The sequence below is a fragment of the Methyloversatilis sp. XJ19-49 genome, from assembly GCF_024580145.1.
GTDB lineage: Bacteria > Pseudomonadota > Gammaproteobacteria > Burkholderiales > Rhodocyclaceae > Methyloversatilis.
The window spans coordinates 344739-357546 of sequence record NZ_JANINI010000003.1; the positions used below are offsets into that span (position 1 = coordinate 344739).

At 62.3% G+C, this 12808-nt stretch carries 11 protein-coding genes and 1 tRNA gene; 9 read left to right on the plus strand and 3 right to left on the minus strand.

Annotation, left to right across the window (positions count from 1 at the left end; genetic code table 11):
* Window positions 1-33 precede the first annotated feature (33 nt).
* From NMQ16_RS06080 to NMQ16_RS06115, 8 genes are all read left to right on the plus strand, one after another.
* On the plus strand, window positions 34-2127 hold the full coding sequence (locus NMQ16_RS06080) for a 4Fe-4S binding protein (RefSeq protein WP_257079616.1): 2094 nt from the start codon (window positions 34-36) through the stop codon (window positions 2125-2127).
* A gap of 23 nt (window positions 2128-2150) precedes the next feature.
* The gene (locus NMQ16_RS06085; RefSeq protein WP_257079617.1) at window positions 2151-2783 is read left to right on the plus strand and encodes a molecular chaperone; all 633 of its coding nucleotides are present in this window, start codon (window positions 2151-2153) and stop codon (window positions 2781-2783) included.
* Window positions 2784-2846: 63 nt separating this feature from the next.
* The gene (locus NMQ16_RS06090) at window positions 2847-3059 is read left to right on the plus strand and encodes a formate dehydrogenase (protein ID WP_257079618.1); all 213 of its coding nucleotides are present in this window, start codon (window positions 2847-2849) and stop codon (window positions 3057-3059) included.
* Window positions 3060-3075: 16 nt separating this feature from the next.
* Window positions 3076-5982, plus strand: a complete 2907-nt coding sequence (locus NMQ16_RS06095) for a formate dehydrogenase subunit alpha (RefSeq protein ID WP_257079619.1) — start codon at window positions 3076-3078, stop codon at window positions 5980-5982.
* Between the two features lie 68 nt (window positions 5983-6050).
* Window positions 6051-6677 (plus strand): formate dehydrogenase FDH3 subunit beta, encoded by a 627-nt coding sequence (fdh3B, locus tag NMQ16_RS06100; RefSeq protein ID WP_257079620.1) that lies wholly within the window; start codon window positions 6051-6053, stop codon window positions 6675-6677.
* On the plus strand, window positions 6674-6898 hold the full coding sequence (locus NMQ16_RS06105; protein WP_257079621.1) for a hypothetical protein: 225 nt from the start codon (window positions 6674-6676) through the stop codon (window positions 6896-6898). Before fdh3B ends, NMQ16_RS06105 begins: the two co-directional genes overlap by 4 nt.
* A gap of 9 nt (window positions 6899-6907) precedes the next feature.
* Window positions 6908-7930 (plus strand): formate dehydrogenase subunit gamma, encoded by a 1023-nt coding sequence (locus tag NMQ16_RS06110; RefSeq protein WP_257079622.1) that lies wholly within the window; start codon window positions 6908-6910, stop codon window positions 7928-7930.
* Between the two features lie 14 nt (window positions 7931-7944).
* Window positions 7945-8229: a formate dehydrogenase gene (locus NMQ16_RS06115; RefSeq protein WP_257079623.1), complete on the plus strand. Its 285-nt coding sequence runs from the start codon at window positions 7945-7947 to the stop codon at window positions 8227-8229.
* 101 nt (window positions 8230-8330) lie between these two features.
* Here NMQ16_RS06115 and NMQ16_RS06120 read toward each other — a convergent pair whose 3' ends face one another.
* The 3 genes from NMQ16_RS06120 to NMQ16_RS06130 form a co-directional block, all read right to left on the minus strand.
* The gene (locus tag NMQ16_RS06120) at window positions 8331-10583 is read right to left on the minus strand and encodes a TonB-dependent receptor (RefSeq protein WP_257079624.1); all 2253 of its coding nucleotides are present in this window, start codon (window positions 10581-10583) and stop codon (window positions 8331-8333) included.
* 157 nt (window positions 10584-10740) lie between these two features.
* Window positions 10741-11391: a response regulator transcription factor gene (locus tag NMQ16_RS06125; protein WP_257079625.1), complete on the minus strand. Its 651-nt coding sequence runs from the start codon at window positions 11389-11391 to the stop codon at window positions 10741-10743.
* On the minus strand, window positions 11384-12352 hold the full coding sequence (locus NMQ16_RS06130) for a sensor histidine kinase (protein ID WP_257079626.1): 969 nt from the start codon (window positions 12350-12352) through the stop codon (window positions 11384-11386). Before NMQ16_RS06130 ends, NMQ16_RS06125 begins: the two co-directional genes overlap by 8 nt.
* Window positions 12353-12521: 169 nt before the next feature.
* Here NMQ16_RS06130 and NMQ16_RS06135 point away from each other — a divergent pair.
* Window positions 12522-12598 (plus strand) — tRNA-Met (locus tag NMQ16_RS06135).
* The last annotated feature ends 210 nt before the right edge of the window (window positions 12599-12808 follow it).

Consider the following 12808-nt stretch of genomic DNA (forward strand, 5'->3'; position numbering starts at 1 on the left):
CCTGCAAAAGCTTTGTCGGAGGAGCGACCGACAATGAATAACGCCGACAAGGCGATCCACCTGTGCAATTGCAACGGCACGGTGCCATTCGACATCACACGCCTGACCGATGCGCTCGCGCTGGATGCGCCGCTCGAGGTCGGGCAGCAACTGTGCCGGCGCGACGCGCATACGTTTGCGCAGCGGCTCGGCAAGGCGGCCGAAGCCATCGTCGGCTGTACGCAGGAATCGGCACTGTTGCGCGAGCTGGCGGAGGACGCCGGCAGCGCATCCGGCGTCACCTTCATCAATCTGCGGGACATCGCCGGACGCAGCGCGCGAGGTGCCGACGTGCAGCCTGCACTCGCGGCACAGCTTGCGATGGCGCGGCTGGCCGAGCCGGCACCGGTGCCGGCAGTGAGTTATGAATCGACCGGCCAGTTGCTGATCATCGGCCCGGCCGGCGCCGCGCTGGGTTGGGCGCAGCGTGCGCAGCAACAGTATGGCGAGCGCCTGGCGATCAACGTGCTGATCACCGACAACGATCGCACCGAGCTGCCGCTGCGCCGCGATTACCCGGTGGCCAGCGGCCGCAATGTGTCGGTCGCCGGCTGGCTCGGTGCCTTCGAGGTGAGCTGGCAACGCGCCAACGCGATCGACCTCGATGCCTGTGTTCGCTGCAATGCCTGCATCGACGCCTGTCCGGAAGGCGCCATCGGTTATGACTACCAGGTGAATGCCGCTCGCTGCACCGGTCACCGCGCGTGCGCGAGTGCCTGCCGCGACATCGGTGCCATCGATTTTTCCGCCGTTGGCGCACCGCGCAGCGAAACCTATGATCTCGTGCTCGACCTGTCAGAGCCGGCGCTGATCCGAATTCCGCACCCACCGCAAGGCTATCTGTCACCCGGGCGCGATCCGCTCGAGCAGTCGCTGGCGTTGCAGCAGATCGCCTCCCTGGTCGGCGAATTCGAAAAGCCGAAGTTCTTCACGTACAAGCCATCGATCTGCGCGCACAGCCGCAACAGCAAACAGGGCTGCAACCAGTGCATCGACGTCTGTTCGACCTCGGCCATCCGCGCCGCGGGTGATGGCGTGTTCGTCGAGCCGCATCTGTGCATGGGGTGCGGTGCGTGTGCGACAGTTTGTCCCACGGGGGCGATGCGCTACGCCTACCCGTCCGCGAGTGATGTTGCACTGCGCATCAAGACGGCGCTGAAGGCTTGGCGCGCAGCAGGTGGCCGCGCGCCGTGCATCCTCTTCCACAGCGAAACGCGCGGCGAAGAGCTGATCGCGCTGGCCGGACGTCATCGCGGCCTGCCAGCTGATGTGCTGCCGGTGGCCGTGCATGACGTCGCTTCGGTCGGCCTCGAACTGATGTTCGCGGCGCTGTCCTACGGCGCTGCACAATGCGTCATTCTGTCTCAAGGCGACCAGCCGGACGCCTATGGCGAGGCGACCGCGGCACAGATCGGCATCGGTCGCAGCGTGCTTGAGGCGCTTGGCTACCCCGTGTCGGCACTGGTGGCCGTCACGGCAGATGACGCGGCGACACTGACGCAGGCGCTGGGCACGCGTCCCGCGGCTGGCATGTCCTGTCCGCCCGCGTCGTTTGCGCTGCCGGCCGAAAAACGCGGCGCACTCGAATTCTGTCTCGAACATCTGGTGCGCCACGCGCCGGTGAAGGCAGAGACGATCGCGCTGCCGGCTGGCGCCCCCTTTGGTACGGTGAATATCGACCGGGCGGCCTGCACGCTGTGCATGAGCTGTGTCGGCGCCTGTCCGGCGTCGGCGCTGATGGATGGCGGCGAACGGCCGGCGTTGCGCTTTCTCGAACGCAACTGCGTGCAGTGCGGCCTGTGCGTGAATACCTGTCCCGAAAACGCGCTGTCGCTCGAACCACGCCTGCTGATCGGTGATGCCGTGCGGCGTGAACGCATGCTGAACGAAGCCGAACCCTTCCACTGCATCCGCTGCAGCGCGCCCTTCGGCACGAAGCAGATGATCGACGCAATGACCGGCAAGCTGGCGGCGCACTCGATGTTTGCCGGCGGTGATGCACTGCGTCGGCTGCAGATGTGCGCAGATTGCCGCGTGATCGACTTGATGCACAGCCCCGGCCGCGAAACTTCGGTGTTCGATCTATGACCACCGGAACGGAATTGCGCCCGATGGCTTTCGTCCGCGACCCGGTCGGCGACGAGGACATGGCGCGTGCCAACCACTACGCACTGATTTCGCGACTGTTTCACGCGGCACCTGATGTCGCGCTGCTGGACACGCTGGCCGCGCTGGGCGACTGGCCGGCCGACGATGGGGCGCCCTCGGCCGAAGCGATGTTGATGGCGCGCGCTTGGAACGCACTGTGCGAGGCCTCGTCCGCCATGGACGCTGCAGCAGCACAGGATGAATTCGACGCGCTGTTCGGCGGTGTCGGCCGCCCGCAGGTCGTGCCATTTGCATCTTTTCATCTCGCCGGTTTCGTCAACGAAAAGCCGTTGGCCAGATTGCGCGATGACCTGGCCGTGCTCGGACTGCAGCGCGCCGCAGGTGAATCCGACCCGGAAGATCACATTGCCGCACTGGCCGACGTGATGCGCCTGCTGCTGACCGACACGACGCGCAGCGAAGCGGACCGCACAGCGGTTCAGGATCGTTTCTTCGCGGCCCACATCGAGCCCTGGTACTGCGCACTCATCGATGCAATCGAGGCCGCACCCGAGGCAAATTTCTACCGGCGCGCCGGGCGTTACCTGCGCTGCTTTCTCGACATTGAGAGTGCTGCGCGGCAGATCGAGGCCTGACGCCATGCCTGAACAACACATGCTCCGCACAACCCGCAGCGACCACGACAGGAGGACTTCACGATGACTGACAAGGACAACCTCAATACCAACCTCAAACGCAGGCATTTCCTGCTGACCGCAGGTGTCGGTGGCGTGGGCGCCGCAGCCCCCGTGGTGGCGGTGCGCTCGACCGGCGACGCAGCGCCGGCGACCGACGCCACGGCGAAGAACGAGACGGGCGGCTATCGCATGACTGAGCACATCGCAAATTACTACCGTACCGCACGCGTCTGACCGGAGGAGACCGACCATGACCCTGACCCGCAAATCCGCCACCGCCTCGCGCGGCGGCTCGCGCCTCGCGCGCGCCGTGTCGGCTGCCGCGCCGCGCACGATGGACCGGCGCACCTTTCTGAAGCGCTCCGGCATGACGGCCGGTGCCGGCGCCTTCGCGTCGGCGCTGCCATTCTCCATGGTCGAGCGCGCCCGGGCCGCCGATGCACCGGCGACCGGGGGCAAGGTCGAAATCAAGCGCACGATCTGTACCCATTGTTCGGTCGGCTGCGCCGTCGATGCCGAAGTCGTGAATGGCGTTTGGGTCGGGCAGGAGCCGGTGTTCGACAGCCCGATCAATATGGGTGCGAACTGCGCCAAGGGCGCGTCGATCCGCGAGCACGGTCACGGCGAGCACCGCCTGCGCTACCCGATGAAGCTGGTCGATGGCAAATGGGTGCGCATGTCGTGGGACGACGCGCTGACGGAACTGTCGGCCCGGCTGATGAAGCTGCGCGAAGAAAGCGGACCGGACAGCGTGTACTGGATAGGCTCGTCGAAACACAACAACGAGCAGGCCTACATGATGCGCAAGTTCGTGTCGATGTGGGGCACCAACAACTGCGATCATCAGGCGCGCATTTGCCACTCGACCACGGTGGCCGGCGTGGCGAATACGTGGGGGTATGGTGCGATGACCAACTCCTACAACGACATGCAGAACTCGAAGGCCATCCTGTTCATGGGATCGAATGCCGCCGAGGCGCATCCGGTGTCGCTGCTGCACATCCTGCATGCGAAGGAAAACGGCGCAAAAATCGTCGTTGCCGATCCGCGTTTCACGCGCACTGCGGCCAAGGCCGACCACTTCGTGCGTATCCGTTCGGGCTCCGACATCGCCATCCTGTATGGCGTGATGCGGCACATTTTCGAGAACGGCTGGGAGGACAAGCAGTACATCGACGACCGCGTGTTCGGCATGGACAAGATCCGCGACGAAGCGATGAAGTGGACGCCGGAGAAGGTCGAGGAAGTCAGCGGCGTGCCGGACGACCAGGTGAAGCTGATCGCTGAAACGATGGCGAAGAACAAGCCGTCGACCGTGGTGTGGTGCATGGGCCAGACGCAGCACACGACCGGAAATGCGATCGTGCGCATGATGTGCAATCTGCAGTTGGCACTGGGCAACGTTGGCGTATCGGGCGGCGGGACCAACATCTTCCGCGGCCACGACAACGTGCAGGGCGCAACCGACGTTGGTCCGAACCCGGATTCGCTGCCCGGTTATTACGGCATCGCGGCCGGCTCGTGGAAGCACTGGGCGGGCGTGTGGGGCGTCGATTACGAGTGGCTGAAAGGCCGTTTCGCGTCGCAGGCGATGATGGAGAAGTCCGGCATTACGGTTTCGCGCTGGATCGATGGCGTCACCGAGAAGAACGAATTCATCGACCAGGACCCGAATCTGCGTGCCGTGGTGTTCTGGGGTCATGCGCCGAATTCGCAGACGCGTGGCAAGGACATGCTGGAGGCCATGAAGGCGCTCGACACGCTGGTCGTCATCGACCCTTATCCGTCGGCCACTGCCGCGATGGCGGCGAGCGGCCGCAAGGATGGTGTGTATCTGCTGCCGGCCGCGACGCAGTTCGAGTGCGAAGGCTCGTGCACTGCGTCGAACCGTTCCATCCAGTGGCGGGAGAAGGTGATCGAGCCGCTGTGGGAATCGAAGCCCGACCACACCATCATGTATCTGTTCGCGCAGAAATTCGGTTTCGCCGACGAGTTCACGAAGAACGTGAAGGTGACGAACAACGAGCCAAGCGTCGAAGACATCCTGCGTGAAATCAACCGTGGGACCTGGACCATCGGCTACACCGGCCAGTCGCCGGAACGGCTGAAGATCCACATGCGAAACATGCAGGTGTTCGACCCGAAGACGCTGCGCGCGAAGGGCGGCATCGACAAGGAAACCGGCTACCAGCTCGACGGGGAGTACTTCGGGTTGCCCTGGCCGTGTTACGGCACGCCGGAAATGAAGCACCCCGGTACGCCCAATCTGTACGACACGTCGAAGCATGTGATGGACGGTGGTGGCAACTTCCGCGCCAACTTCGGCGTCGAGAAGGACGGCGTAAGTCTGCTGGCCAATGACGGCTCGGCGTCGAAAGGTGCCGACTTGCAGTTCGGCTATCCGGAATTCGACCACGTACTGCTGAAGAAGCTCGGCTGGTGGGATGACCTGACTGACGACGAGAAGAAGAAGGCGGAAGGCAAGAACTGGAAGACCGACGTGTCCGGTGGCATCCAGCGGGTCGTGATGAAGGTGCACGGCTGTCATCCTTTCGGCAATGCAAAGGCACGTGCGGTCGTCTGGAATTTCCCTGACGCCGTCCCACTGCACCGCGAACCGCTGTTCTCGCCGCGTGCCGACCTGGTCGCCAAATACCCGACGCACGACGACAAGAAGGCCTTCTGGCGTCTGCCCACGCTGTACAAGAGCGTGCAGGACCAGTTCGCAAACGTCGGCAAGGACTACCCGCTGATCATGACCTCCGGTCGATTGGTCGAATACGAGGGCGGTGGCGACGAGACGCGTTCCAACCCGTGGCTGGCGGAACTGCAGCAGGACATGTTCGTCGAGATCAACCCGCGTGCAGCCAATGACCGTGGCATACGCGACAAGGACATGGTGTGGGTGAAGTCACCGACCGGGGCGCAGATCAAGGTGATGGCGATGGTGACCGAGCGGGTCGGCGCCGATACGGTGTTCCTGCCGTTCCACTTCGCCGGCCACTGGATGGGCAAGGACCTGATCGACAGCTATCCGGAAGGTGCGGCCCCGGTGGTGCGCGGCGAGGCGGTGAACACTGCCACCACGTACGGTTACGACGCGGTGACGATGATGCAGGAAACCAAGACCACGGTCTGCCAGATCGTCAAGGCCTGACGCGGGCGCGATGAAACAACGCGGGGCGGCGCGCGGGCAGCGCACCGCCCCGGAGAACGGAGGAAGCCATGGCAAGAATGAAATTCATCTGTGACGCGGAGCGCTGCATCGAGTGCAATGGTTGCGTCACCGCGTGCAAGAACGAACACGAAGTGCCTTGGGGCGTGAATCGCCGGCGCGTCGTGACCATCAACGACGGCGTGCCGGGCGAGCGATCGATGTCGGTTGCCTGCATGCACTGTTCCGACGCGCCCTGTATGGCGGTGTGTCCCGTCGATTGCTTCTATCGCACCGATGAGGGCGTCGTGCTGCACGACAAGGACCTGTGCATCGGGTGCGGCTACTGCTTCTACGCCTGTCCGTTCGGCGCACCGCAGTTCCCGCAGGCGGGGGCTTTCGGCCTGCGCGGCAAGATGGACAAATGCACCTTCTGTGCCGGCGGCCCGGAGAAGAATGCGTCGGAGGACGAATTCCGCAAGTACGGCCGCAACCGCCTGGCTGAAGGCAAGCTGCCGCTGTGCGCCGAAGTCTGTTCGACCAAAGCGCTGCTCGGTGGCGACGCCGACGTGCTGGCCGACATCTATCGTCAGCGCGTCACCACGCGCGGCAAGGGCGCCGACATCTGGGGCTGGTCGACCGCCTACGGCAAGCCGGACGCACCGGCCCAGCAACCGGAAGCGGGGGGCAAATCATGAGACGACTGACGGGATCGGTACTTGTTGCCGCCGTGGCGCTGTCGCTCGTCGGCTGCGGCGAACACGAACAGGTGGTGGTCTACAAGCAGGGCCAGTATCAGGGCAAGCCCGACACCAAGCCGTGGGACAACGAATCGTTCGCGGGTGACCGTGCGCAATGGGAAGCCACCATCAAGGCGCGCAACCAGAGCCAGAACGAATACCGCCGCATCAACGGTTAGGAGGTTGCGATGACTGATCACTTCTCATGGCTTGTCCGTCTGCTGTGCTGCATCGGTGCGCTGTTGGCGCTGCCGTTACAGCCGGCGCTGGCGGCCGATGCGGCCGAACAGGCGACCAGCCAGCAGTTCCAGCCGTTGAACAACGCACCGGTGTGGCGCGAAGTGCGCTCGGGTGATGCGCATTACACGTCGGTCAAGGGGGTCGAGACGGGTGTGCTGATCCAGTCGGGTGGCCAGACCTGGCGCGCGTTGCGCAACGGGCCGGTGATGCTGTACGGCGGCATTGCCTTCTGCGCCATGGTGATACTGCTGGCGGTGTTCTTCAAGCTGAGGGGGCCGATCATGCTGTCCGGTGCGAAGAGCGGCCGTCTGATCCATCGGTTCAATACGCTGGAGCGTGCATCACACTGGGCGATGGCGATTTCGTTCTGCGTGCTCGCCGTCAGCGGACTGGTGATGCTGTTCGGGAAGCATGTGCTCCTGCCGGTGTTCGGCTACTCGCTGTTCGCCACCGTGGCCGTGGTGTGCAAGAACGTGCATAACTTCATCGGACCGCTTTTCATCCTGTCGGTGGTCGTGTTTATCGTGCTGTTCATCAAGGACAACGTCTGGCAGTCGATCGACGCACTCTGGATACGCAAGGCGGGCGGCTTGCTGACCGGTGAACACGTGCCATCGCATCGCTTCAACTTCGGCGAGAAGACCTGGTTCTGGTTGGGCGTGGTGTTCCTGTCACTGACGGTCGGCATCAGCGGTCTGGTACTCAACTTCCCGAACTTCGAGCAGGGACGCTGGGTGATGCAGACCGCCAACATCGTTCACCTGATCGGCTCACTGGTGGTGATGACGCTGTCGCTTGCGCATATATATATAGGCAGCATCGGCATGGAGAGCGCGCTCGACGGGATGAAGACCGGCTACGTCGACGAAACCTGGGCCAGGGAACACCACGAACTCTGGTACGACGAGGCGATGAAAACCCAACCCGCGACACAGCCGGCAGGTGGAATGCCTGTCACGGCCCGCGTCTGATCGGAGGACTACGCATGAACAGGATAGTGGTTTTGATGATCGGCGCGCTGCTCACCGCCGGAGCGCTGGCCAAGTTGCCTGAAATGACGGAAGAACAAAAGGCTGCCGCGGCCGAGAAGAAGGCGAAGGCGGCTGAAGGCGACAAGAAGGCTGCCGGATTACTGGCCGCCTCGCAGGATGCGGTGGCGGGAAAATACATTGAACGGATGAGGGCGCAGGGCATTACCGTGACGCCGACGCTTGTTGCACCTCCAGCTGCACCCCCAGCGCAGCCCGCCGCTGCGCCCGCCGCCAAGTAAGCCAACCCACGGAAAAGCCAACCCACGGAAACGACAAAGGCACCGCAAGGTGCCTTTGTCGTTGTGGTCGCAGTGGTCCCGGCGCTGCGGGCCACCGCCACTTACCCGCCGAAGCGGTAACGCACGCCGATCCAGCCGGCACGCGGGGCACCCGGCGCATAGAAGGTTTCATCGCGCCAGTTGTTGTCGTCCGGATCAAAACTGTTGTTCGGGCCGACGAAGGGGTTTTCGCCGATCTGACCAGCGGTGAAATAGTGTTTGTCGAACACATTGTTCATGCGGGCGAAAGCTGACCATCCGGCACCCAGCTGAGCCGTTGCCACCAGGTTGACCACGCTGAAGCCGGCCGTCTTGCCGCCTTCGTCGTGCCGGTTGTTTTCGTTGCCGCGCACATAGACGCCGGAGTGCGTCACGATGTCGGAACCGAGCGTCAGCCATTGCGTCGGGCGCCAATCCAGGCCCAGCTTGAAACTGTGCTCGGCGATGCCCGGAATGCGGTCCCCGGACGTGATGCGGATATTGTCGGCGCCGCACGAGGCGTCCTGCGCCGAATTTTCCGGCGAGACGACGCACTCACCGGAGCGGTAGGTCGCGTCCACCCACGTGTAGCCGGCGCGCCAGGCCATCTGGCCATACTCGCCCCCCATGCCCAGTTCGACGCCGTGACGCTGCGTCTTGCCGAAGTTCTTGAAATAGCCCTGGCCAACAGTGTTGCTGGACACGAACAGGATGTCGTCCCGGCTCACTGAACCGAAAGCGGCCGCGTTCCACCGGATCGGACCTGCGACGCCACGGATGCCGAACTCGATGCCCCGGGTGACCACCTGGTCGAGTCGCGGATCGGCCTGCATCGCGTTGGGCAGCTTGCATGGTTCGTTCGGGTCGGAGCAGCCCAGCTCGATCGGACTGGGCGCGCGATTTCCCTGCTGCGCATTGGCGTAGATCGTGACTGCCGGGGTCAGCGCATAGGTGGCGCCGATCGCGGGATTGATCTTGCTGTAGGTGTAGTCGCTGTTGAGACTCGAGGTGGCATCCAGCTGGTCGGTGGTTTTCACGCTGGTGTGGTTGTAGCGCGCCGACATTGATACGGCGGCTTCCGGAACCGGCTTCCAGGTGCCGGTGGCGAACAGGCTCCAGGTCTGCGTGCGGCCGCGCAGCTTGGGATCTGGATCCTCTTCCGTGTCGGTTGGGTTCACCGAGCGGTCCGGATTGAAGTCACCCTCTTGTTCTGTCTGCTGGAAGCGGGTACGACTGTGGTCATAGGTCGTACCGACAGCCAGCTGACGGTCTTCCAGAATCTTTGCCCACTGTGCGCTGAAACCGTAGCCCTGCTGGCGCGTCCGCGTGCGGTTGAGTACGCCTTCCGGGTCGCCCGGGGCGGCGAATTCGTCATTGGCATCGCCATTGAGCGTGCGTACGTTGTTCGTGCGGACATAGACCGTGCCTGACAGTTTGTGCACGTCGTCCAGCCAGTAGCCGCCATTCAGCGACAGCATGGTCATTCGGTTTCGGGTGTTGTCGGGCGACGTGAAGATTGATTTTCGCCGTTGCTCGTAGAACGAGCGTGGCGTCAGGCCATTGCCGATCAGATCGCTGTTGGCGTGGGTGAGATTCAGGTCCAGCTCGTGTTTCGCCGAACGGTGCGAAATCTTGCCGAAAAACTGATTGACGTCCGACGGCGAGGAATCGCGCCAACCGTCTTCCTTGAAGCGCGTAGCGGTGAAGTACCAGCCCAGTTCGCCGTTGTTGCCGCCGTGTTCGGCAGTGACCGCGTGGCGGCCGAAGCTGCCGGTGTAGGCTTCCAGCCCGGTGCCCGCATGGCTGAAGCCGTCCTTCGTGCGGATCGCCAGCGCGCCGCCAAGCGTGTTCAGGCCGAACAGCGGATTCGAGCCCGGGATCAGGTCCATCGATGCGATCGCGTTGCGCGGGATCAGGTCCCAATTTACAACGTCGCCGAACGGTTCGTTGATGCGCACCCCGTCCTGGTAGACGGACAGCCCTTGTGGTGTGCCGAGCAACGGGCTTGCCGTAAAGCCACGGTAATTCACGTCGGCCTGATAAGGGTTGCCCTGGATCTCATTCACATTGACGCTTTGCAGCTGGCTGCCGAGCAGTTCCGGCAATCCTGCTGCCCCGGTGTCGCGCAGTCGATCGCGGCGAATCGACTGTACGTTCGACGGAATCTCGTCCTTCGGCCGATCGAGTCCGGGGATCGGCGATGTGCCGACGACTTCGACGGTCGGGGCAACATTCCGAACTTCCGCTGCAAAGGTGACCGAAGTGCCAAGCAGGCCGGCAACGGCTATTGCGAGCGGCTTCAGACGAAGTCGTGCTGCTCCGTGATATGTGTTCAACTGAAATCTCCTCGGGTTGCGTCGCGCGCCACTCTGCGAGGCGCTGCGTCTGCAGTCGCAGGGCGCGACCGCAGCGGACGATAGCGAACGCTCTTCGGGAAAGATCGGGAAAAACTCCCGATGTCGGGATTTTTTCCCGATGGTTTGCGAACGAATTTCAGTCCTGCTTTGGTCCGAGCGGAGGCACAACGCCTAGTCTAAGTGCAAGATGAACCAATGCCGCCGAGGTACCGACACCGAGCTTCTCCTTGATGAGAGCTTGATAGTTGGCGACCGTTTTCTGGCTGAGGTTGAGCATCGTTGCGCACTCGGCGGCGGACAGACCTTGCGCGAGTAGCCGGAATACCTCGAACTCACGTGGCGACAAGTCATTGATGATGGAGCGTTCGGCATCGGGCGAACGAAGCTCGAACGCCCTTCTGACGTCGGTACTCAGATAGCGTTCACCACGGGCTACGTGGCGAACGGCTTCGAGCAGCACTTCGGGCGCGCTGCGCTTGCTGATGAAACCACTGGCTCCGCTCTGCAGCGCTTTCTCTACCACCACCGCTTCATCGTGGACGCTGAATACCAGCACCCTGGCACCCGTATCACGAGCTCTGATGCGACGTATCAGGTCGATGCCGCTTGAACCAGGCAGCGAGAGGTCAGTTACCGTCACCTTGGGTGAATGTGCTGTGTAGGCGAGGTAGCCCGAATCGGCATCCTCAGCTTCCGCTATGACGTGAATGTCGCGACCCGTTTCAAGCAATCTTGCATAGCCTGAGCGAACGATCGGGTGGTCGTCGACGAGCAGTACATCAATCATGGTCCTTGACCTTATAGGATTCGATGGCCTCGGCGCGTGCCGGATGTCGGAAGCTGCAACTCACCATGACACCGCCCAGCGAACTCTTGTCTATCTTCAATGCACCACCGAGCATCGATGCGCGCTCGCCCATGCCCAGCCAGCCCAGACCGGGACGTACCTTGGCTGCGTCGTACCCGCTGCCATTGTCTTCGATAACAAGCTTGACCATGTCCGTTCCTGCATCACGACCGAGGAAGATCCGGACATGGCTGGCATTGGTGTGCTTCATCACGTTGGAAAGAGATTCCTGGATGATGCGAAAGACGGCGATGTTGGCGTCTTCGCCGAGATCATCAAGGTGTCCGCGTGGAAGCAGAGCACAGTTTATAGTTGAACGCTCTTCCCATGATTCGCACAGCGACTGCACCGCCCCAAGCAGCCCTAGGCTGTCCAGACTTGCCGGACGTAGTTCGTAGAGCAACCCTCGCACCGTCTGGTAAAGGTCGTCTGCCGATTCCGCGATACGGTCAGCCGCGCGCTTCTCCGCAGATGGATTTTCGAGGTGATCCCGCAAAAAAACCGCGTCGATCCGAATCGCGTTGCAACACTGGCCGAAGTGATCATGAAGCTCGTGCGCAAAGCGCCGACGCTCGGCCTCCTGAAGTCCGATCAACGCCTGTGCCAATTCTCGGTTCCGGGTGGCAAGTCGTTTCAGTCGCCTTTCCGCGGCAACACGCGAGGCCAGCTCATGTCGCGCATCGCGCCACCGCATGACTGAAAAAAGCGTCAGCGCGACCGTCAGACCAAGCAGCGCAATGAACAGCTCATCCGCCTGGATAACTTCATAACGTGTGAGCAGCGTGTGGAAGCGCTCATAAAGCTCTGCCTGCGAGCTTGCGACGAATGTAACGGCCGCCGTAGCCACGATTACCCCAAGCTCGATCCGGTGCCTGTGTTTTCTTAGGTAGCTTCTTTTCATTCGCCTATATATGTATGTCTGGGTGGTCGGACGTCCGCATGTGTACCCCTGATGTCTCCAGCGTCGCCGCAGGATCAATGCGGATGTGCGTGGTCCCGTCATCAATAGCAAATCTATCAGACGGGGTTGACGTTACTGATTCGAACAGTCATAATCTTTTTCTCTCGAACGCGGGGTGGAGCAGTCTGGCAGCTCGTCGGGCTCATAACCCGAAGGTCACAGGTTCAAATCCTGTCCCCGCAACCACCGAATAAATGGTGGTGAGATTAAGAGAATAAGTTGTCGCAGAATCGAAGTTGTGTTACAGTCTCGTTTCTGTGCTGCACGAAATGCAGCGAAGCTCTTTAAAAACACAAACAGCCGATAGGTGTGGGCACGGCATGGTTGTAACGGCGTGTAGATGTCGTTTCGGGGGAACCTGGGGTGATGGAAGCGCGCATGACAACTAAATTGAAG

Bases quoted from the DNA above. Each gene is read 5' to 3' on its own strand.
- NMQ16_RS06095 (WP_257079619.1), top strand. From the start codon at position 3,076: ATGACCCTGACCCGCAAATCCGCCACCGCCTCGCGCGGCGGCTCGCGC.
- NMQ16_RS06115 (WP_257079623.1), top strand. From the start codon at position 7,945: ATGAACAGGATAGTGGTTTTGATGATCGGCGCGCTGCTCACCGCCGGA.
- NMQ16_RS06085 (WP_257079617.1), top strand. From the start codon at position 2,151: ATGGCTTTCGTCCGCGACCCGGTCGGCGACGAGGACATGGCGCGTGCC.
- fdh3B (WP_257079620.1), top strand. From the start codon at position 6,051: ATGGCAAGAATGAAATTCATCTGTGACGCGGAGCGCTGCATCGAGTGC.
- NMQ16_RS06130 (WP_257079626.1), bottom strand. From the start codon at position 12,352: ATGAAAAGAAGCTACCTAAGAAAACACAGGCACCGGATCGAGCTTGGG.
- NMQ16_RS06105 (WP_257079621.1), top strand. From the start codon at position 6,674: ATGAGACGACTGACGGGATCGGTACTTGTTGCCGCCGTGGCGCTGTCG.
- NMQ16_RS06110 (WP_257079622.1), top strand. From the start codon at position 6,908: ATGACTGATCACTTCTCATGGCTTGTCCGTCTGCTGTGCTGCATCGGT.
- NMQ16_RS06090 (WP_257079618.1), top strand. From the start codon at position 2,847: ATGACTGACAAGGACAACCTCAATACCAACCTCAAACGCAGGCATTTC.
- NMQ16_RS06125 (WP_257079625.1), bottom strand. From the start codon at position 11,391: ATGATTGATGTACTGCTCGTCGACGACCACCCGATCGTTCGCTCAGGC.
- NMQ16_RS06080 (WP_257079616.1), top strand. From the start codon at position 34: ATGAATAACGCCGACAAGGCGATCCACCTGTGCAATTGCAACGGCACG.